This window comes from Kitasatospora sp. NPDC092286 (assembly GCF_044755565.1).
Classification (GTDB): Bacteria; Actinomycetota; Actinomycetes; order Streptomycetales; family Streptomycetaceae; genus Kitasatospora.
Map to the genome: position 1 here is coordinate 200,422 of NZ_JBIVRD010000003.1, position 18,682 is coordinate 219,103.

Genomic DNA, 18,682 nt, shown 5'->3' on the forward strand with positions numbered 1-18,682 from the left:
CGACAAGAAGAACACTACCAGCTCGGAACACCCACCCGAACCGGGGGAGAAACCCCCATGACGGCCACTCACTCCACCCCGCCGAAGCCGCCCGGCCGCGGCGAGCGGCACGTACACAACAGCCGGCGGTCGAGCGCTGCTCTTACAAAGCAGCTGTCGGCGGTTCGAAGCCGCGCCCGCATCTGATGGCCGCGCACACCCTCGCAGCGACGGGTGCCGGGACAGTGGTCGGTCAACTGCCGTACGGAGGTGGCAGGATCGGCGTATGAGTGAGGATGCGCTGGTGGAGCGGGTGCGGGTGCGGGCGGCGGAGGACGGGGAGGAGTTGGGCGCGGGGGTCGGGTCGGCGGAGGTGGCCGGGGTGGAGGCGGTGGTCGGGTTCACGCTGCCGCCGTTGCTGCTGCGGTTGTACCGGGAGGTGGGGAACGGCGGGTTCGGGCCGGACGGCGCGATGCTGCCGCTGAGCGGGGAGGAGCCGTCGGTGGTCTCCGTCTACCGGGGCGAGCGGGCCCGGTCGGACGAGGCGGCCGGGGTGGAGGAGGACGGGCCGCACTGGCCGACCGGGGTGCTCCCGGTACTGGACTGGGGCTGCGGGATGTACGCGGCCGTGGACTGTCTGCGGCCGGGCGCGCCGGTGCTGCTGTTCGAGCCCAACGCCGTCGGGGACGACTGGGCCGACGCGTGGTTCGAGGACGCGCCGTCGCTGGCGCAGTGGCTGGACGGCTGGCTCGACGGGGCCGGCTGGTGGGAGGAGGAGGCGATGGCGGACGAGTCCCGGGTGATGGAGCCGTGGCCGGACGCGGCCGCGCGGATCGCGGGCTGACGGCGGTCAGGCCGCCGGGCGCCAGTCGCCGTCGTGGTGGCGCAGCGGCGGGGCGGGCAGGCGGACGGGGTGCGCCCGACGGCGTGGAAGGGCGGCGAGGAGCCGGGTAAGAAGTGCGGCGAGCAGGGCGGCGGCCGTGAAGAGGAGCAGGTGACCGGTCTCGGCGGCCGGGCCGGACCAGCCGAGGGCGCCGTGGCGGTGCTCGACGAAGCCGTTGTGGAAGAGCCAGGTGGCCAGGCCGATCAGCGGGGCGGCGGCCGGACGGGAGTGCCGGCCGAGTGCGGCGCAGAGGGCGGCGTACGCGGCCAGGGCGACCCAGGTGGGACGCAGTTCGCCGAGGACGGCGAGGACGGGCAGCAGCGCGGCGGCGGCGACCAGGGCCACCGCCCCGGACACGGCAACCGGCAGGCGGTAGGGGCGGGACTGCATCGCGGCGTCGCCTCCTCAGCGCCCGGCGGAGAGCAGGCCGGTCTCGCCGCCGGTGCCGAGAAGCGGGCGCAGGCGGGTGTGGTGGCGGCGTTCGAGGGCTTCGAGTTCGCGTTGCAGGGGCGGCTTCGGGACGGCCAGGACCGGGCAGACCGCGTGCCGGACGCAGTAGGCGGTGACGGACGGGCGCAGGGCGCGGGCGATCGCGCCACGGCTGCCCGCGCCGAGGACGAGGAGGTCGCCGGGCCGGTCGGCGGAGCGGACCAGCGCCTGGCCGGTCTCGCCGCGTACGGCCTGGCTGGACAGGCGCACCCCGGTGAAGGCACCACCGAAGGCGTCGTCCAGGGCCTGGCGCAGCCGGGCCGAGGCCGCGTCGCGGCAGGCGGTGAGCAGGGGCGGGCACGGTGAGCGGCGGTATCCGAACTCGCCGCCGGCCGGGGTCCAGCAGTGCACGGCGAGCACGTCGGCGTCGATGCGGCGGGCCTCGGCGACGGCGTGGTGCAGAGCGGCGATGCTGCCGAGCGAGCCGCTGACCCCGACCACGATCCGGCGGCGCCCGTCCGGCCCGCCGCCGTCCTCACCGTCCTCGTCGGCCGACCGGTCGGCCGGCGTCCAGCCACCCGCCGTCCAGTCGTCCACCGGCCGTTCGTCGGCCGGTTCGTCCGCGTTGCTGCCGGCGCCGTTGTCCGCCATGCCCTGCCTGCCCCTCTGGCTTGCGCTGATGTGTGCGGGTTCCAGCAAAGCCGGGTGGCCGGGGCGGGCGCCGTTCGTTGACGGAGCCCTGACGTGGACGGCACCGATCCGTACGCGGCCCTGACACCGGGGGCGGCGCGTCCCGCCGAGGGCGTGCCCGGCAGCACGCGCCGGGCGTTCGCCGTCGGGCATCAGGCGTCAGGCGTCACGCATCAGGGCTCTCGGCCTCCCAGAGGTCGGCGAACATCTTGTCCAGGTGCTCCTCGCCGATCGGCGGTACCGGCAGCGGGTGGGTGGCCTGCGCACGGAAGCCGTCCAGCAGCAGGGCGAGGTAGCGGCGCCAGAGGTCCGGGCGCAGTTCGGCGGTGGCGGGCAGCGCGCGGCAGAGCGGGCCGAGCATGAAGAGCAGGTCCATGGTGACGACGTCGGCGCGCATGCTGCCCTGCTGCTGCGCGCGGGCGACGAGCGCGCCCACCGTGGCGGCGTTCTGCCGACTGATCTCGATCATCCCTGGGATGGTGGGGATGGCCTGGGTGACCAGGTCGTTGATCCCCCGGTCAGCGGCGACCAGTTCGAAGATCCGGCCGAAGTACCGCTCGATGGCGCCCCAGGCGTCCACCGCCGCCAGGGCCTCCTCCCCCGCGCCGGCCAGCACCGCGGCGGCGTCCGCGAACACCTCTCCGATCAGCGCCTCCCGGGTCGGGAAGTGCCGGTACAGCGTGGCGTTGCCGACCCCGGCCTCCTTGGCGATCTGGTCCAGCGGCACGTCCAGTCCGCGCCGGGAGAACAGGTCGCGGGCGGTGGCGAGCAGCAGGTCGCGGTTGCGCTGCGCGTCGCGGCGCAGCCGTCCGGGGGGGTTCGCGCTGCTGGCTGCCATGGGTCCGACCCTAGCAACCGGCGGTACGGCCGCGGCCTGCCCGACGGCCCGGGCGGGGCCTGGTCCAGCGTCATCGTGGGCGGTGGAACCCCCTCACCGCTTCTGCTCCGATCGCGCCGACGGGCGACGAACGCTTCCGCCGGATCGCGGTCCTGCTCTTTCCCGGGGGCGAGGAGTTGGATGCGATCGGGCCCTGGGAGGTCCTGGCGTACTGGACGCGCACTTTCCCTGAGGACGGGCCGCCGAACCTGTCGGGCCGCTCACACGCGCACGTCGCTCCGGGACGGGCGGGAGCGGTGCTGCGTAGGGTGGATCTTGTCGGTGCGCGGAGGCCGACGACTCGTGAGGGCGGGGGCAGGGCGATGGGTACGGGAACGTCACTGACGGCGCATCAGCTCATCGGGGCGCTGGTCGACCCGGGCGGCTTCCGGAGCTGGGACGAGCCGCTGGACGGGGAGCCGGCGGACCCGGGCTACCGGGCCGCGCTGGCGAGGGCGCGGGAGCGGACCGGGGTGGACGAGGCGGTGCTCACCGGAGCCGGGCTGATCGCCGGGCGGGCGGTGGCACTCGTGGTGTCCGAGTTCGGCTTCCTCGGCGGGTCGATCGGGGTGGCCACGGCCGAGCGGATCACCAGGGCCGTGGAGCGGGCGACGGCCGAGCGGCTTCCGCTGGTCGCGCTGCCGGTGTCGGGCGGAACGCGGATGCAGGAGGGGACGGCGGCCTTCCTCTGTATGGTGCGGATCACCGCCGCCGTGCAGGCGCACCGGGCCGCCGGGCTGCCGTACCTCACCTATCTGCGCAACCCGACCATGGGCGGGGTCTTCGCCTCCTGGGGCACGCTGGGGCAGCTGGTGTTCGCCGAGCCGGGGGCCCGGCTCGGCTTCCTCGGGCCTCGGGTGTACGAGGAACTGCGCGGGGTGGAGCTGCCCCCGGACGTGCAGCGGGCCGAGACGCTGGCCGGGCGTGGCCTGGTGGACGCCGTGGTGGCGCCGGAGGAGCTGCGGGAGGTGCTGCGGCGGTCGCTGTCCGTCCTGACGGCACACCCGGCGACGCCCGGTGAAGCGAGCGGTGAAGCCCGGCAGGCCGACGAGGCCCGCGGTTCCGGGACCGCCCACGCACTCGGCCGGCCCGGGCCGGAGCCCGCCACGCGCCCGGACGCCTGGGAGTCCGTCCGGCGCACCCGGCGGGCCGACCGGCCGGGCACCCGCGAGCTGCTGCGCCGCACCGCCGGCGAGCTGGTCCTGCTGGACGCGCCCGGCGGCCGGGACGGGGCACTGGTACGGGCGCTCGCCGTGCTGCACGGGCGGCCGGCCCTGGTGGTCGGACAGCAGCGGCCGGGCCCGACCGGGGAACGCCCCTTCACCGCCGCCGACCTGCGCGCCGTACGGCGGACCGCCCGGCTGGCCGAGGAGCTGGGGCTGCCGCTGGTCACGGTGGTGGACACGGCCGGCGCCGAACTGTCCGCGCAGGCCGAGCTGGACGGCGTCGCGATCGAGATCGCGCACTCCCTGACCACCCTGCTCGCCCTGCGGACGCCGGTGCTTGCGGTGCTGCTCGGCCAGGGGTCGGGCGGGGGCGCGCTCGCTCTGCTGCCCGCCGACCGTGTGCTCGCCGCCGAGCACGCCTGGCTCGCGCCGCTGCCGCCGGAGGGCGCCTCCGCGATCGTCCACCGGGACGGCGGGCATGCCGCCGAGCTGGCCCGGGCGCAGGGCATCGGCGCGTACGACCTGGCCGGTGCCGGTCTGGTCGATCTGGTCGTCCCGGAGCTGCCGGACGCCGCCGAGGAACCGGCCGCGTTCTGCGCACGGCTGGGGCGCGCGGTCGGATCGGCGCTCGGCGAGCTGGCCGGAGCCCCGGAGCCCGAGCGACTCGCCGCACGGGCCCGGCGCCATCGTCGGCTGGGGGACGTGCTCGCGCGCTGAGGCGGGTGTGGCGCCGGTCTCAACCGGCCGTAGATCACCGGTACACACCGTGACGGCGACGGATCGACCGGTGACGGCCGCGGTGGGGTGCCCGGTGAGTGCGCTCACACGGAATTGACGTCCACGACGACCGGTAGTGGTGCCCGGGCGCAGCCACTAGCACGTGTACGGACTAAACCGTCTGCCCAGGTCAGCGGCCACAAGCGACAGCACCTAGCCGCTCCTTCGAATCCACGGCACCAGCCCCTGATACGACGATGGATCGTAACCAGGGGGTCTTGGCGACTGCCGATCCGGCATGCCAACAATGGCTCAGTCAGCCGCTCCGGCCCCTGTCCCGCCGGATCCGGCTTCCCGCCAAGTCACGCCCCGCGACCTTACGGCCCCTGTCCGGCCATGGTCGAGACGGGGTATGACACGGCCCAACCCGATTGAGGTCTTGTTCCTTATGCCCGCTTTCAAGCTCCGCATGCGTACCTCCGCCGCTGTTCTCGCCGGCACCGCCGGTCTGACCGCCCTGGGCGCCGGCCTGATGCCCGCCACCGCCTCGGCCGCCACCCCGCAGTCCATCGCCGCCCAGATCGTGCCGGCCAACCAGCTCGCCTCGTTCAGCCAGATCATCGCCCACGAGTCCAGCTGGAACGTGACCGCGACCAACGCGAGCTCGGGTGCGTACGGCCTGGCCCAGGCGCTGCCGGGCTCCAAGATGGCCTCGCACGGCGCGGACTGGAAGACCAACGCCACCACCCAGATCAAGTGGGCCCTGGACTACATGAACTCCCGCTACGGCAGCCCGAACGCCGCCTGGTCCTTCTGGCAGAACAACCACTGGTACTAAGCCGCCTGGCGACTTACACCCGACTTCAGACCACTGTCCCCCCTCACCCCGGGGTCGGACAGGGATCACCGGGGTGACCGAGAGGGCCTGTGCACGCGCGATCCGCGTGCACAGGCCCTCTCGCCGTGTGCGGATGCTCCCGCCCGGTCCGGTTCCGGCGGCAGCCCCGCGGCAGTCCGACGGCGGTCCGGCCGGTAGCGGGTCGGATATATTCGGGCCGAGACAAAGTCCCGACCGCTCGGGCCCCACCCGACCAGGCCCGAGGAGCACCCGGTGCCCCAGTCCCCGCGCACTCCGGCGACCGCCACCACCCAGACCGTGGCCCAGGTCAACCAGACCGTGCTGCTGGAGGTGCTGCGGCGGCACGGGTCGCTCTCGCGGCAGCAGCTGGCGGCCGAGAGCGGGCTGAGCACCGCCACCGTGCACCGCCTGGTGGAGGTGCTGCGGGCCGAGGGCGCCGTGCTCGTGGAGGCCGAGCGGGCGCCGTCCAGCGGCGGGCGCCCGCCCCAGCTGATCCGCTACAACGCGGGCGCGCAGACCGTCCTCGCGGTCGCGATGCGCCCGCGCCGGATCATCGGCGTGGTCACCGACCTGCACGGCACGGTGCTGCACGAGGCCGAGCACCACTGGGCGGACCTCGGACCGGAGCGGGGCCGCGAACCCGCCGCAGAGGACCTCACCGGCCCGCTGCTGGCGCTGGTGGACGGCCTGCGGGAGTGGGCCGGGCGGCACGCCGGCGCGCCGCGCGCGCTGGTGGTCGGGGTGCCCGGGGTGGTGCGGGACCGGACCGGGCTGGTGGAGTTCGCGCCCGCGCTGGACTGGCCGGGCATGCGGCTTCGCGCGCTGCTCCAGCAGCGGCTGGGCATCCCGGTGGCGGTGGAGAGCAATGTGAACCTGGTCGCACTCGCAGTCCAGCACGGCGAGGCGGGCACCGGGGTGAGCGACCTGGCGGCCGTGGTGGTGGGCATCGAGGTCGGCGCCGGGATCGTCCTCGGCGGCCGGCTGCACCGGGGGCGGCTGGGCTCGGCCGGGGCGCTCGGCCATCTGATGACCGACCGCCGGGCGCTGGACCGGCCGCTCGGGCGCACCGGTGACACCCAGTCCCGGGTCGGCGACCACGCCGTGGACCGGCGGATCACCGAGGCCGGGCTCACCGTCTCCGGCACCTCGGCCGAGCGGGTCGCCGAGCTGTTCCGGCTCGGCCGGGCCGGGGAGCCGGCCGCGGTCCGGCTGGTCGACGAGTTCACCGACGACCTGGCCCTGCTGGTGGCCAACCTCAGCACCGTGCTCGGGCCCGAGCTGATCGCGCTCGGCGGGCGGCTGTTCTGGGAGAGCGGGGGCGAGATGCTGCCCGCCATCGAGTCCCGGCTGCAGGGCCGGGTGCCGGTGCTGCCCCGGCTGATGGTGGTGCACTCGACCACCACCGAGCTGGTCGGCGCGGCCGCGGCCGCCGTCCGGCTCGCCGACGGGGCCACCTTCATCACCCGGTAGCGCTCGCTCCTCCACCCCCTCCCCTTGCCGCGCCTCTCCCGGCTCCACTATTTCTCAATGTGATAGAAACTCATCCGTGGGCACTCGACCAAAGGAGACCCGGATGTTCGCGGCCGCCTTCGCGATGGACCCTGAGCGCTTCTCCGACGTCTACGGGCCCGAGGCCCGCGCCCGGGTCGCCGCACAGGCCGAACTGATCGCGGACCCGGCCGCCCCCGGCGGGGTCTGGAGCGCCGACCGGCTGGCCGCCGAACCGGCCGCGCTGCGCGGGACCGAGGTCCTGCTCACCGGCTGGGGCGGCCCCGTCCTGGACGCCCCGGCACTCGCCCGCCTGCCCCGGCTGCGTCTGGTGCTGTACGCCGCCGGCTCGGTGCGCCGGATCGCCGGCGAGGCCTTCTGGGCGGCCGGCATCCCGCTCGTCACGGCCGCCCACGCCAACGCCCTGCCCGTCGCCGAGTTCACCGTCGCCCAGATCGTCTACGCCCTCAAGGACGGCTGGCGGCACGTCCTGGCCGCCCGCGCCGCGCGCACGGCCGTCCGGGTCGGCCGGGCGCCGGGCGCGTACGGCTCCACGGTCGGCGTGCTCTCGCTCGGCGCCACCGGTCGGCTGGTCTGCGAACGGCTGCGCGCGTACGACGTGCGGGTGATCGCCCACGACCCGTACACCGAGGCACCGCCGGGCGTCCGGAGCGTCGGGATCGAGGAACTGTTCGCCACCGCCGACGTGGTGACCGTCCACACCCCGCTGGTCCCCGAGACCAGAGGGCTGGTCGGACGGCGGCTGCTGGCCTCGATGAAGCCGGGCGCCACCCTGGTCAACACCGCGCGCGGCGCCGTCCTCGACGAACCCGCCCTGCTCGACGTCCTGACCCGACGGCCCGACCTGTTCGCGGTGCTGGACGTCACCGATCCGGAACCGCCGCTGCCCGGCTCGCCGCTGTTCACACTGCCCAACGTGGTCGTCACCCCGCACCTCGCCGGCAGCCAGGCGCTGGAGCGCCGACGCCTCGGGGACCTGGTGGTCGGGGAGTTCGAGCGCTGGGCGGCCGGCGAGCCGCTGCGCTGGGCGCTCGACCGGCACACCTACGAGCGGATGGCCTGACCCGTGACGGACACCCGGCAGCCTGACATCCTGGTCGTCCTGACCGACCAGCAGACCGCCGACGCGATGAGCGCGGCGGGCAACCCGCACCTCGCCACGCCCCACATGGACGCGCTGGCCGCCGCCGGCACCCGCTACCGCCAGGCGTACTGCGCCCAGCCGCTCTGCACACCGTCCCGGGCCAGTCTGCTGACCGGCCGGCTGCCCAGCACCCTGGGCGTCACCGGCAACAGCGGCGGCCCGGAGCCACTGCTCGGCCGGCTCTTCGCCGAGGCCGGCTACGACTGCGGCTACGGCGGCAAGTGGCATCTGCCCGAGCTGGACCTGCCGGACGGCCGGGGCTTCCGGCGGATCCACCCCGCCGGGGACGACGCCGGACTCGCCCACGCCGCCGCCGGGTTCATCCGCGAGCCGCGCGAGCGCCCGTTCCTGCTGGTCGCCTCGTTCCTGGAACCGCACGGCATCTGCGAGTGGGCCCGCGGCCAGGACCCGCGCACCGGCCCGCTCCCCGCGCCGCCGCCCGTCGAGCAGTGCCCGCCGCTGCCCGCCAACTTCCCGCCCGCGCCGTACGAGGCCCGCCTCCCCCGTCTCGCCCAGCAGGCCTGGCCGCACACCCACCCGACGGCGCAGTGGCGCGAGGACGACTGGCGGCGCTACCGCTACGCGTACTACGCGCTGGTGGAGCGGGTCGACCGGCACCTCGGGCTGCTGCTGGACGCGTTGCGCGAGCGGCCCGGCGGGCGGGAGACCGTGGTGGTCTTCAGCTCCGACCACGGCGACGGCGCCGGCGCCCACCGCTGGAACCAGAAGTGGGCACTGTACGAGGAGTCGGTGCGGGTGCCGTTCCTCGTCGCCGGGCCGGGTGCACCGGGCCCCGGCGGCCAGAGCGGCGACGCCGCCGCCGGGGCGGTCAGCGACCGTCTGGTCTCCACCGGGCTGGACCTCGTCCCGACCCTCTGCGACCTGGCCGGCGTCACCCCGCCACCCGGGCTGCCGGGCCGCAGCGTCCGCTCCCGGGAGCCGCGCGAGACCGTCGTCGTGGAGACCCGCTGGGAGCTGCCCGGCTTCAACAACGCCCTCGGCCGGATGATCCGCGACGAGCGGCACAAGTACGTCTGCTACGCCTGGGGCGACCACCGTGAGCAGCTCTTCGACCTCACCGCCGACCCCGGCGAGATGGTCAACCTGGCCGTGGACACCCGCCATTCGGCCCTGCTCGACCGCTTCCGCGGCCTGCTCGACGAGCACTGCGCCCGCACCGCCGACCCGTTCGCCCGGTTCGTCCCCGCGGCGCCCACCAAAGAGCATGATTGACGGAGCGTCAGCCGGAGTCCAGGCCGAGCAGTGCGTACGGGCGGCCGCCCTTGTCGACCTGCCCGGCATGGGCGCGCCGCGCGATCGTCTCCACCTCGGCCAGGCTCAGATGCTCCACCGGGTCATGGTAGGCGGAGCGGGGTCTGATTGACTGCGGCAGGTGGCGGGCGACCCCCGCGACCGCCCGGCACGCCGTTCTCACCACCCGAGGAACCATGCCCAGCCTTCACCCGCTGCTGTCCGGATTCGCGCCGATCTGGGCCCTCACCGGGGTCGGCTACCTGGTCGGCCGCACCGGGCTGCTCGGGCCGCAGGCGGAGTCGGTGCTCAGCCGCTTCGTCTTCCATGTGGCCATGCCGGCCGCGCTGTTCCTGATGATCGCCCGGGCACCGTTGGACCGGTTCGCCAATCCCTCGATGCTGGCCTTCGCGGCCGGGACGGCGGTCGCGACCGGTCTCGGGCTGCTCGCCTCGTCCCTGCTGTTCCACCGGGGGCTCGGCGAGCGGGTGATCAGCGGGATGGCGGCCGGGTACGTCAACTCGGCCAATCTCGGGATCCCGGTGGCCGTACAGGTGCTCGGCGACGCCTCCTTCGTGGCGCCCGTGGTGCTGTTCCAGATTCTGCTCGTCACCCCGGCCGTGCTGACCGTCCTCGACACCGGGACGGCCGGTCGCCGGGCGGCGCTCACCCTGCCGCTGCGCAACCCCATCCTGCTGGCCGCCGCCCTCGGCGCGCTGGTCTCCGCCCTCGGGTGGCAGCCGCCCACCGAGCTGAACCGTTCCTGCGAACTGCTCGGCGGCGCGGCCGTACCCACCGCTCTGGTCGCGCTCGGCATGTCCCTGCACGGCCGCCCGCCGGCCACCGGCACCGCCCGGTACGCGGAGGTCGGGGTGACGGTCGCGGTCAAGACGCTGATACAGCCGCTGGCCGCGTTCGCCGTCGGGGCCTTCCTGCTCCACCTGCCCGCGCACCAGCTGCTCACCGTCGTCCTGTTCTCGGCCCTCCCCACCGCGCAGAACGTGTTCGTCTACGCCCGCGAGTACGGGCAGGGCACGGCGCTCGCCCGGGACGCGGTGCTCAGCTCCACCCTGGTCTCGATGGCGACCCTCTCGGTGGTCGGCTGGGCCCTCGGACCGTCCTGACGGGGTGACGGTCCGGATGCCGGCCTCTGCCCCGGATACCGACGGCCGACCCGGATGCGGGCCCCGAAGAAGCAGGCGTACCCGCCACCCGTACACGGGCCGACAAAATTCCCTCGTGACGCGTACAAGATGGTGGAAACCACCCACCTCCGACAGCCCGGGTGGGATGCTGACGCGCATGACTCACGCGTCCCACGCACCTGTCGAAAAGCGCCACTGCCCGGCCGTCGTGGCACTCCCCCAGGCCGACATCGACCACTTCAACAACGTGCCGCACGCCGCCTTCATGATGGAGTCGCGGCTGCGCTGCGAGCTCGTCGCCGGCCACCAGGGCACCCACTCCGCGCTGGTCCAGGGGGTCGGGTACGACCTCCACTGGGCCTCCTGGCCGCAGTACGTGGTGGAACTGGCCCCCCGCTGCCCCGCCGTGGCCGACGAGGAGGAGGAACCGGTGCCCCCCGCCGAGCACGAGATCTGTCTGCTCCGCGAGGGCCACCCCGGCGACCACTACGGGGAGACGTGGTTCTGAACCGCCCGGCGGACGGCCGGGGTCAGCGGTCCCGGACGGCGATCAGCTCCCGGCCGCGCAGCGTGTACAGGAGACCGCGGTCGTCGACGGCCACCCTGGCACCGCTGTACCACTCGGCGTCCACCTGGACCAGGACGGTGGCGGCCAGCGTGGCCGGGTCCAGCCGGAACAGCGTCCGCTCGCTGATCCCGTACAGCCGGCCGGCGGCCACCAGCAGCCGCGGGTTGGCCGAGGTGATCGCCCGCAGGTCGGCACGGGCACCGATCACCGGGGCCGTCCACCCGTCCCGGCCCCGCCGGGCGGTCCGCAGATCGGCCGCGAAGGCCTGCCCGTTGACGGTGATGCCGTACAGGGTGGGCCCGTGCACCACCAGGCTGCTGATACCCGAGCCGAAGTCCGTTCCGGTCCGCCAGAGTTCACGCCCGGCCACCGGGTCCCAGGCGGCCAGGTCGCCGCGCGGGCCGGTGGTCCTGGCATTGTCGCCGCCGAGGAAGGCCTGGCCGCGCCCGGCCGCCACCGCGCGCACCAACTGCTCGGCGCCCAGCGGATCGACGTGCACCGTCGGCCGCCCGCTGCCGGGCCGGTAGGTGACGAAGGACCCGCCACCCGTGGTGTCGGCCTGGACACCGAGCAGCAGCAGACGGTTCTCCTCGTCCCAGCGGATCACCTGCGGACGGTTCTGCTCCTGCGGCAACGCCGCCTCCTGGACGGGGACTTCGTCCGACCCAGGGCGGTAGCGCCAGATGCCCTGGGAGGAGTAGACGCCCAGGAAGAGGGTCTCGTCGTCGAGAATGACGGTGTCCTTCGCCTCCCCGGGCACCGGGAGCTTGTGCACGGTGCCGGCGTCGAGGTCGTGCAGCGCGACCGAGCCGTTGCCGCCCACGTACACCCGGCCGCTGTGGGCCGCCACCGACATCCCGAGCTGCGCCTCGGCGGGGGCGCCGGCCTCGACCAGGTCCCGGGTGGTGACCGCCCCCGTGCCGGTGGTGAGCGTCCAGGCGGTACCGCCCTCGGTGACGCCGACCAGGGTGTCGCCGATCCGGCCCAGGCCCCAGGAGTTGCCGTCCGGCACGGGGGTGGCGAGCTGCTCCAGCGTGCCCGCGCCGAGCCGGTAGCGCCAGACGATGCCGCGCTCGGTGGAGGTGAACCAGACGGTGTCGCCCAGGCGTTGGAAGTTGGTGATGCTCTTGGTGCCGGGCACCGCGAAGGACCGCAGCACGGCGTGGGTCGCCGGGTCGAGGAAGGCGACGTGCGCGGGCTTGCCCTCGGTGCTGACGGCGAGCAGGTCGTCGCCGAGAACGGCGATCTGCCGGACGATGGTGTCGTTCACCAGGTCCGGCGGGGTGATGTCGACGGCCCGGCCGCTCGCCCGGTCGACGGCGTACAGGGTGGCCAGGGTCGCCCCGCCGCCGCCCGCCAGGTTGCTGCCGACACCGAGGTAGGCGTGGGTGGCGGTGGCCTCGACCGCCCGGCCCTGGGTGGCACCGGGCGCGGGCGAGGCGACCTCGGTGACCACACCGGTGGCGGGATCGTAGGCGTACAGACCCGGCCCGGCCGCACGGCCCTTCTGCCGGCCGGTCGCGTACACCACGCCGTCGGGGGCGACGGCCACGTCCCGGACGTCCGCGCCGGGGACGTTCGCCAGAGCGTGCACACCGCCGTCGGCCGGGTCGAAGCGGTAGAGGTTGACGGCCTGGGGCGCGTCGGTCACCCCGAGGTAGAGTGCGCCGCCGTGACCGGCCGAGCCCTGGACGAAGTTGCCGGTCGGCAGCACCGCGGTCGCGGTCACCCGGCCGGTCGGCAGGTGGTAGCCGACCACCTTGGCGGGCGCGAGGTTGCGCGAGCCGATCCAGAGCGTCTCGCCCAGCAGCGTGGCGCTCATCAGCGGGAAGTCCGCGTTGCCGGGGCCGAGTCCGGTGACCCGGGGGGTGCCGGACGGCTGGGCACCGAACGGCCGCGGAACGGGCGGCTGGGCACCGGACGACGAGGCGGCGGCCCGGGCGGGCGCGACGGGAAGGGCGCTCAGGGCGGCGACGGAGCCCGCGCCGAGCAGGAGCCGGCGGCGGGAGGGGTGTGCGGCGGACATGGGGGGACAGCACTCCTGGCGTGAGGTCGGGACGCGGGTCGGATCAGTGCAGGGCGGCGGCGAGCAGCTGCCGGGTGTACGGGTGCGCGGGCGCGCCGAACAGCTCGTCGGCGGGGGCGTGTTCGACCACCCGGCCGTGACGCATCACCAGCACTTCGTCACAGAGGTGGCGGACCAGGGCGAGATCGTGCGAGATGAAGACCAGACCGACACCGGTCCGTTCCCGCAGATCGGCGAAGAGGTTGAGGATCTGCGCCTGGACGGAGACGTCGAGCGCCGAGGTCGGTTCGTCCGCGACCAGCACCTCGGGGCCGACGGCCAGCGCCCGGGCGATCGCCACCCGCTGGCGCTGCCCACCGGAAAGCTGGTGCGGCCGGGCGTCGAGCAACCCCGGCGGCAGGCCGACGAGTTCGCAGAGCCCGGCGACCCGGCCGGGCAACTCCGCCTCGCCCGCGAGGCCATGGGTGACCAGCGGCTCGGACAGCACCTGCCCGATCGTCATCCGGGGGCTCAGCGAGGCGTACGGGTCCTGGAAGACGAACTGCACCCGGCGCCGCAGCGCCCGTTCCTCGCTCGGCGGCACCTCCGACCAGGAGCGGCCGCCGACCCGGACGGTGCCGCCCTGTGGCCGGAGCAGCCCGAGCAACGCCCTGGCCAGGGTGGACTTGCCGGAGCCGGACTCGCCGATCACCCCGACCGCCCGGCCGGGCGCGGCCGTCAGGCTCACCCCGTCCAGTGCGGGCGCGCCGGGGCCCCGGCCGAACGCCCGGCGGCCGTACCGGACGGTGAGGCCGTCGGCCACCAGCACGGGTTCGCCGGCCGGTGGCGCCGGGCGCCGGACCGGCGCGGCCGCCACGGGCAGCGGCAGTCCGGCCGCCGGGACATGACAGGCGAACCCCCGTTCGCCCGAACTCTCCCAGGCCGGAGGCTCGTTCGCGCAGCGCTCGGTGGCGGCGGCACAGCGCGGGGCGAACGCGCAGCCGGGCCGGTCCTCCCCGGCGGCGGGCGGGCTGCCGGGGATCACGGTGAGCGGGCGGCCCAGCGGGCCGTCCAGGCGGGGCACCCCGGCCAGCAGACCCGCGGTGTAGCGGTGCCGGGGCTGCGCCAACAGCCTCTTGGCGGGTGCCCGTTCGGCGATCCGTCCGGCGTACATCACCTGGACGGTGTCGCAGGTCCGGGCGACCACCCCGAGGTCGTGGGTGATCAGCAGGACGGCGGTGCCGGTCTCGTCCCGCAGCCGGACCAGCAGGTCGAGGATGCCCGCCTGGGTGGTGGGGTCGAGGGCGGTGGTGGGCTCGTCGGCGATCAGCAGGTCGGGCCGGTTGGTCATCGCCATGGCGATCAGCACGCGTTGGCGCATCCCGCCGGAGAACTCGTGCGGGCGGTCGCGGAATCGGCGCTCCGGCTCGGGGATGCCGACCAGGTCGAGGAGTTCGAGCGCGCGGGCCCGGGCCTCGGCCCGGCCCGCGCCGTGCACCCGGGCGGCTTCGGCCAGTTGGCGGCCGATCGGCATCCGCGGGTTGAGGTAGGCGAGCGGGTCCTGGAAGACCATGCCGATCCGGCGTCCGCGAACGGCGCGCATGCCGGGTTCGGGCAGTGTGAGCAGATCGGTGCCGTCGAAGCGGACGGCGCCGCCGGCCGTCCCGCAGCCGGGCGGGAGCATCCGGTTGACGGCCAGCGCGGTGAGCGTCTTGCCGGAGCCCGACTCCCCCACCAGGCCGAGGATCTCGCCCGGGCGAAGGGTGAAGTCCACCCCCCGGACCACCTCGGCGCCGCCCGCCGTGACGCGCAGGCCGTCCACCTCCAGCAGCGCGCGGGCGGCGGGCGCCGCGGTCGGGGCGGCGGTGGTCTCGGTCGCGGTCACCGCAGTTTCTCCCGGTTGAACGAGTCGGCGAGCAGGGTCAGCCCGAACACCAGCAGGCCGAGCAGGACGACCGGCGCGAGGGCGTAACCCGGCTCCAGGAACAGGTACTTGCTGCCGGTGTTGATCATCGTGCCGAGCGAGGGCGTGGGCGGCTGGATGCCGAAGCCGAGCACGCTCAGCCCGCCCTCGATCTTCGCGGCGTGCGCCATCCCGACGGCCAGCAGCGCGGTGGCGGCGTCGGTGACGTTCGGCAGGACGTACCGGCGCAGGGTCCGCCCGCGCGGCACGCCGAGCACCCGGGCGGCCACCACGTGGTCGCGGGAGAGCTGCGCCAGCAGGGCCGCCCTGGCCTGCCGGCCGAACGAGGGCAGGGCGCTGAGCACGATCGTCGCCACCACGCTGCCCAGCCCCGGCCGGACGATCAGCGCGATCGCCAGGCCGAGCAGCAGACCGTGGAAGCCGAGCAGCAGGTCGAAGAGGCGCTGCACGGCCTCGCCGAGCAGCCGGTTGAGCCCGCCGAGCAGCCCGAGCAGGGTGCCGAGAACGGCGGCGACCGGCACCGCCAGCAGGCAGACCAGCAGCTCGATCCGCACCCCGTACAGGGCCCGGACCAGGAGGTCGCGGCCGACCTCGTCGGTGCCGAGCGGGTGTTCCCAGGACGGTCCGGCGAGCGCGTCGGGGCCCTGCCGGTAGGGGTCGGCGGAGAGCAGCAGCGGGCCCAGCAGGCCGAGCAGCACCACCAGGGCCACCAGCACCGCCCCGGTGCGGCCCTTGCCGCTGCGCAGGGCGGCGGGCAGGACGGGCCGGGCGCGGCGTCGGACGGGTGCGGCGGTGGTCATCGGGCCTCCCCGGTGCCGGCACGGGCGATCCTCGGGTCGAGCCGGCCGACCAGCAGCTCGGAGCCGAGCTGGACGGTGACCGCCACCGCGACCGCGAGCATGATCAGGGTCTGGGCGACCGGGTAGTCGCGCTGGTTGATCGCGTCCAGCAGCAGCTGACCGAGGCCGTGCCGGGCGAACAACTGCTCGGCGACCACCGCTCCGCCCAGCAACTCGCCCAGGTTCAGTCCGAATTCGACAAAGAACGGGGCCAGGCTGTTGGGCAGCACATGCCGCAGCAGGATCCGCCGGGGCGGGGCGCCCTTGGCGATCGCGGTCAGCACGAACTCCTCCTGGCGGGTGCGCCGGATCTCGGTGGCCAGCAGCCTGGCCAGCACCACCGAACCGGGCAGCGCCAGCGCGACGGCGGGCAGCGCGAGGTACTGGACAGCGAGGTCCGGCGCGGCGAACAGGTCCTTCTCGCCACCGGTCGGCAGCACCCGCAGCAGGACGGCGAAGACGAACACGAAGAGCACGGCGGTGACGTACACCGGCAGCGCCAGCACGGCGGTGGTGACCGGGTCGAGGGCCCGGGCCAGCCGGCCGCGCCGCTCGGCGGCCAGCGCGGCTCCCAGCAGCAGCCCGAGGACGAGCATCAGCAGGCCTGCGGCCAGGGCGAGTTGGATGGTGCTGCCGAGGCTCTGGCCGATCATCTTGGTGACCGGCTCGCGGTAGCGGAAGGAGAGTCCCGGGTCGCCGGTGAGCAGTCCGCGCAGCCAGGTGAGGTACTGGACGGGCAACGGCCGGTCCACTCCCAACTGGCGGCCGAGCTGCTCGCGCTGCTCCTGGTCGGCCTCGGCGCCGAGCGCGGCGGAGACCGGGTCGCCGGGGGCCAGGTGCAGCAGCAGGAAGACGGCCACCGAGGCGAGCCAGAGCGTGGCCAGCGCTCCGGCGGCCTTTCTGGTCCAGTACGGCACGGGGTTCTCCGGGGTTCGGTGGAGGGGTGCGGGTGGAGGGAGCTAGGGCTCGGTCAGCCGTCCCGGCGGGTGTCCGTCAGCCGCAGGTAGCCCAGGGCGCTGGTCGCCACGTCGTGCACCGAGGAGGCCAGGGCGTAGGTCTCCCAGGCGTGCGCGAGCGTGATGTGGAACGACTGGGCGAGCAGGTACTCGGAGAGCTCGTGGTTGACGTCCGCCCGGGCCTTCTCGTCGACGGCCGCGAAGGCGCGGCTCTGCAACTCGGCGAAGGCGGGATCGGTGACGTGCGAGGTGTTCTTGCCGACCTGGAGCGGGCCGGAGACGGTGATACCGCTCAGCGGCGAGACGCTCACCATGCCGTGGTTGGCCACGAACAGGCCCTCCAGCGTGCCCTGCTGGATCTTCGGCTGGATCGCCGCGTTGTCCAGCAGCTGGACGTCGACCCCGAAGCCGGCCTGCTCCAGGTCGAACTTCACCAGCTCGACCAGCGAGGTGAAGACCGGCGAGTTGGCGGCGGTGAGCGGTACCCGGGCACCCTCGGCACCGGCCTCCTTCAGCAGGCCCCTCGCCTTCTCCGGGTCGTGCCCGTACCGCTTGACCTGGTCCGGGGTGACGCCGGGCGTGTTGGACGGCCAGGGCAGGCTGCTGGCCTCGGCGCTGCCGCCGTAGACCTGGCTGACGATCCGCTCGCGGTCCACCGCGTACTGGAGCGCCTGGCGGACCCGGATGTCGTCGAAGGGCTTGGTGGCGATGTTCACGCCGAGGAAGGCCTGCTGGTAGGAGGCCTTGGCGGACTGCACGGTGAAGCCGGGGTTGCCCGCCAGCACCTTGAGGTCGCGGCCGGGCACCGCGCCGATCAGCTGGGCCTGGCCGGACTGCAGTGCGGAAAGGGCGGCCTGACTGCTCGTCACCGAGCGAATGGTGATCCGTTCGAACCGGGGTCGGCCGCTCTGCCAGTAGCGGTCGTAGCGGGCCAGGTCGAGCTGGTTGCCACCCTTGAAGGACTGCCAGGTGAACGGGCCGGTGCCGTTCACCTTGTCGGCGGCCTTGCCGTCCACGTAACTCCGCGCGTCCACCACCGGGTTGAAGGCGAGCGCGTCGAAGAGGTTGCTGGTGGGCCTGGCCAGGGTGAGGGTGACCTCGTTCCCGGCGCTGGCCCGGATGTCCGCCAGTCGCTCCAGCAGCGGCTTGACCTGGGAGGTCTTGGCGGCGCCGACCAGGGAGAACACCACGTCGTCGGCGCTCAGCGCACGCCCGTCGTGGAAGGTGACGTCCTCGCGCAGCTTCAGCACCAGCTTGAGCCGGTCGGCGCTCCACTCCCAGGAGGTGGCGAGCCACGGCACCGGCTGGAGGGTCTGCGGGTCGAGGTCGACCAGCCGGTCCAGCACCAGATTGACGAAGGCGGGCGTGTCGGGCCCGCGGTGGAGGAGCTGGGTCGGGTCGGGGGCGCTGCCGTAGACGATCTGCAGGTCGGGCGCGGAGGCCGTGGCGGACGCGCCCTTGGCACCGTCGGCGGCGGGATCGGTGGCGGAGCGGCAGCCCGCCGCCAGCAGGACCGCTCCGGCGCTCAGGCCGAGAAATCCTCTTCGGGGCAGGGCGTGCCGGTGGGCCGCATCGCTCATGGTGCTACTACCTCTTGGTGGTTGGGGTTCGGCGGGGCAGGCCGGGGGGGGGGCCGGGGGGGCGGGGGCCCCCCCCCCCCCCCGGCCTAAAAGTATGTCAAACACAACGCGCCACAGAAGAAAACACCCACGACCCACCACACCGACTGCGGGGATATAAA

Annotated in this window: 16 protein-coding genes; 8 read left to right on the top strand and 8 right to left on the bottom strand. The window is 74.4% G+C overall.

All coding sequences use genetic code 11. The annotated features are described in order from the left end of the window. Nucleotides 1-265: 265 nt before the first annotated feature. Nucleotides 266-823 carry an SMI1/KNR4 family protein gene (locus ACIQIB_RS05425; RefSeq protein WP_400756822.1) on the top strand — a complete coding sequence of 186 codons (558 nt, stop codon included), beginning with the start codon at nucleotides 266-268 and terminating at the stop codon, nucleotides 821-823. A 6-nt stretch (nucleotides 824-829) separates the two neighbouring features. Here ACIQIB_RS05425 and ACIQIB_RS05430 read toward each other — a convergent pair whose 3' ends face one another. The 3 genes from ACIQIB_RS05430 to ACIQIB_RS05440 form a co-directional block, all read right to left on the bottom strand. Continuing rightward, nucleotides 830-1,252, bottom strand: coding sequence for a hypothetical protein (locus tag ACIQIB_RS05430; protein ID WP_400756824.1), 423 nt, complete (start codon nucleotides 1,250-1,252; stop codon nucleotides 830-832). 15 nt (nucleotides 1,253-1,267) lie between these two features. Continuing rightward, a complete protein-coding gene (locus tag ACIQIB_RS05435) occupies nucleotides 1,268-1,942 on the bottom strand; it encodes a universal stress protein (RefSeq protein WP_363609030.1) in 675 nt (224 codons plus the stop codon). 205 nt (nucleotides 1,943-2,147) lie between these two features. Further along, entirely contained in the window at nucleotides 2,148-2,819 is a 672-nt protein-coding gene (locus tag ACIQIB_RS05440) for a TetR/AcrR family transcriptional regulator (RefSeq protein WP_400756827.1), read from the bottom strand. A gap of 362 nt (nucleotides 2,820-3,181) precedes the next feature. Here ACIQIB_RS05440 and ACIQIB_RS05445 point away from each other — a divergent pair, with 362 nt between their 5' ends. The 7 genes from ACIQIB_RS05445 to ACIQIB_RS05475 all read left to right on the top strand — a co-directional run bounded on the left by ACIQIB_RS05445 (nucleotide 3,182) and on the right by ACIQIB_RS05475 (nucleotide 11,157). Then, nucleotides 3,182-4,741: a carboxyl transferase domain-containing protein gene (locus ACIQIB_RS05445; RefSeq protein ID WP_400756829.1), complete on the top strand. Its 1,560-nt coding sequence runs from the start codon at nucleotides 3,182-3,184 to the stop codon at nucleotides 4,739-4,741. 469 nt (nucleotides 4,742-5,210) lie between these two features. Beyond that, nucleotides 5,211-5,579, top strand: coding sequence for a transglycosylase SLT domain-containing protein (locus ACIQIB_RS05450; protein ID WP_363609036.1), 369 nt, complete (start codon nucleotides 5,211-5,213; stop codon nucleotides 5,577-5,579). A gap of 273 nt (nucleotides 5,580-5,852) precedes the next feature. Beyond that, nucleotides 5,853-7,070 carry an ROK family protein gene (locus tag ACIQIB_RS05455; protein ID WP_363609038.1) on the top strand — a complete coding sequence of 406 codons (1,218 nt, stop codon included), beginning with the start codon at nucleotides 5,853-5,855 and terminating at the stop codon, nucleotides 7,068-7,070. A 76-nt stretch (nucleotides 7,071-7,146) separates the two neighbouring features. Continuing rightward, nucleotides 7,147-8,172, top strand: a complete 1,026-nt coding sequence (locus tag ACIQIB_RS05460; RefSeq protein WP_363609040.1) for a hydroxyacid dehydrogenase — start codon at nucleotides 7,147-7,149, stop codon at nucleotides 8,170-8,172. A 3-nt stretch (nucleotides 8,173-8,175) separates the two neighbouring features. Then, the gene (locus ACIQIB_RS05465; protein ID WP_400756833.1) at nucleotides 8,176-9,486 is read left to right on the top strand and encodes a sulfatase; all 1,311 of its coding nucleotides are present in this window, start codon (nucleotides 8,176-8,178) and stop codon (nucleotides 9,484-9,486) included. Nucleotides 9,487-9,701: 215 nt separating this feature from the next. After that, nucleotides 9,702-10,628 (top strand): AEC family transporter, encoded by a 927-nt coding sequence (locus tag ACIQIB_RS05470; RefSeq protein ID WP_400756835.1) that lies wholly within the window; start codon nucleotides 9,702-9,704, stop codon nucleotides 10,626-10,628. Between the two features lie 178 nt (nucleotides 10,629-10,806). Further along, the gene (locus ACIQIB_RS05475) at nucleotides 10,807-11,157 is read left to right on the top strand and encodes a hypothetical protein (RefSeq protein WP_363609045.1); all 351 of its coding nucleotides are present in this window, start codon (nucleotides 10,807-10,809) and stop codon (nucleotides 11,155-11,157) included. A 22-nt stretch (nucleotides 11,158-11,179) separates the two neighbouring features. On the opposite strand, the gene ACIQIB_RS05480 is transcribed toward ACIQIB_RS05475, so the two are convergent. The 5 genes from ACIQIB_RS05480 to ACIQIB_RS05500 are packed head-to-tail and all read right to left on the bottom strand — an operon-like array spanning nucleotide 11,180 to nucleotide 18,521. Next, the gene (locus tag ACIQIB_RS05480; protein ID WP_400756836.1) at nucleotides 11,180-13,243 is read right to left on the bottom strand and encodes a hypothetical protein; all 2,064 of its coding nucleotides are present in this window, start codon (nucleotides 13,241-13,243) and stop codon (nucleotides 11,180-11,182) included. Nucleotides 13,244-13,286: 43 nt separating this feature from the next. Then, on the bottom strand, nucleotides 13,287-15,107 hold the full coding sequence (locus ACIQIB_RS05485; RefSeq protein ID WP_400756838.1) for a dipeptide ABC transporter ATP-binding protein: 1,821 nt from the start codon (nucleotides 15,105-15,107) through the stop codon (nucleotides 13,287-13,289). Beyond that, on the bottom strand, nucleotides 15,104-15,946 hold the full coding sequence (locus ACIQIB_RS05490; protein ID WP_363609051.1) for an ABC transporter permease subunit: 843 nt from the start codon (nucleotides 15,944-15,946) through the stop codon (nucleotides 15,104-15,106). Before ACIQIB_RS05490 ends, ACIQIB_RS05485 begins: the two co-directional genes overlap by 4 nt. Then, complete coding sequence (locus ACIQIB_RS05495; RefSeq protein ID WP_400756841.1) at nucleotides 15,943-16,902, bottom strand: ABC transporter permease; 960 nt, start codon at nucleotides 16,900-16,902, stop codon at nucleotides 15,943-15,945. The genes ACIQIB_RS05490 and ACIQIB_RS05495 overlap by 4 nt, the downstream gene beginning before the upstream one ends. Nucleotides 16,903-16,955: 53 nt before the next feature. Further along, complete coding sequence (locus tag ACIQIB_RS05500) at nucleotides 16,956-18,521, bottom strand: ABC transporter substrate-binding protein (RefSeq protein WP_400756843.1); 1,566 nt, start codon at nucleotides 18,519-18,521, stop codon at nucleotides 16,956-16,958. Nucleotides 18,522-18,682 lie beyond the last annotated feature (161 nt).

What these genes read in the sequence shown, in the direction of transcription:
- ACIQIB_RS05500 (WP_400756843.1), bottom strand. Translation starts at nt 18,521, where the DNA reads ATGAGCGATGCGGCCCACCGGCACGCCCTGCCCCGAAGAGGATTTCTC.
- ACIQIB_RS05450 (WP_363609036.1), top strand. Translation starts at nt 5,211, where the DNA reads ATGCGTACCTCCGCCGCTGTTCTCGCCGGCACCGCCGGTCTGACCGCC.
- ACIQIB_RS05475 (WP_363609045.1), top strand. Translation starts at nt 10,807, where the DNA reads ATGACTCACGCGTCCCACGCACCTGTCGAAAAGCGCCACTGCCCGGCC.
- ACIQIB_RS05480 (WP_400756836.1), bottom strand. Translation starts at nt 13,243, where the DNA reads ATGTCCGCCGCACACCCCTCCCGCCGCCGGCTCCTGCTCGGCGCGGGC.
- ACIQIB_RS05435 (WP_363609030.1), bottom strand. Translation starts at nt 1,942, where the DNA reads ATGGCGGACAACGGCGCCGGCAGCAACGCGGACGAACCGGCCGACGAA.
- ACIQIB_RS05490 (WP_363609051.1), bottom strand. Translation starts at nt 15,946, where the DNA reads ATGACCACCGCCGCACCCGTCCGACGCCGCGCCCGGCCCGTCCTGCCC.
- ACIQIB_RS05440 (WP_400756827.1), bottom strand. Translation starts at nt 2,819, where the DNA reads ATGGCAGCCAGCAGCGCGAACCCCCCCGGACGGCTGCGCCGCGACGCG.
- ACIQIB_RS05430 (WP_400756824.1), bottom strand. Translation starts at nt 1,252, where the DNA reads ATGCAGTCCCGCCCCTACCGCCTGCCGGTTGCCGTGTCCGGGGCGGTG.
- ACIQIB_RS05425 (WP_400756822.1), top strand. Translation starts at nt 266, where the DNA reads ATGAGTGAGGATGCGCTGGTGGAGCGGGTGCGGGTGCGGGCGGCGGAG.
- ACIQIB_RS05470 (WP_400756835.1), top strand. Translation starts at nt 9,702, where the DNA reads ATGCCCAGCCTTCACCCGCTGCTGTCCGGATTCGCGCCGATCTGGGCC.
- ACIQIB_RS05445 (WP_400756829.1), top strand. Translation starts at nt 3,182, where the DNA reads ATGGGTACGGGAACGTCACTGACGGCGCATCAGCTCATCGGGGCGCTG.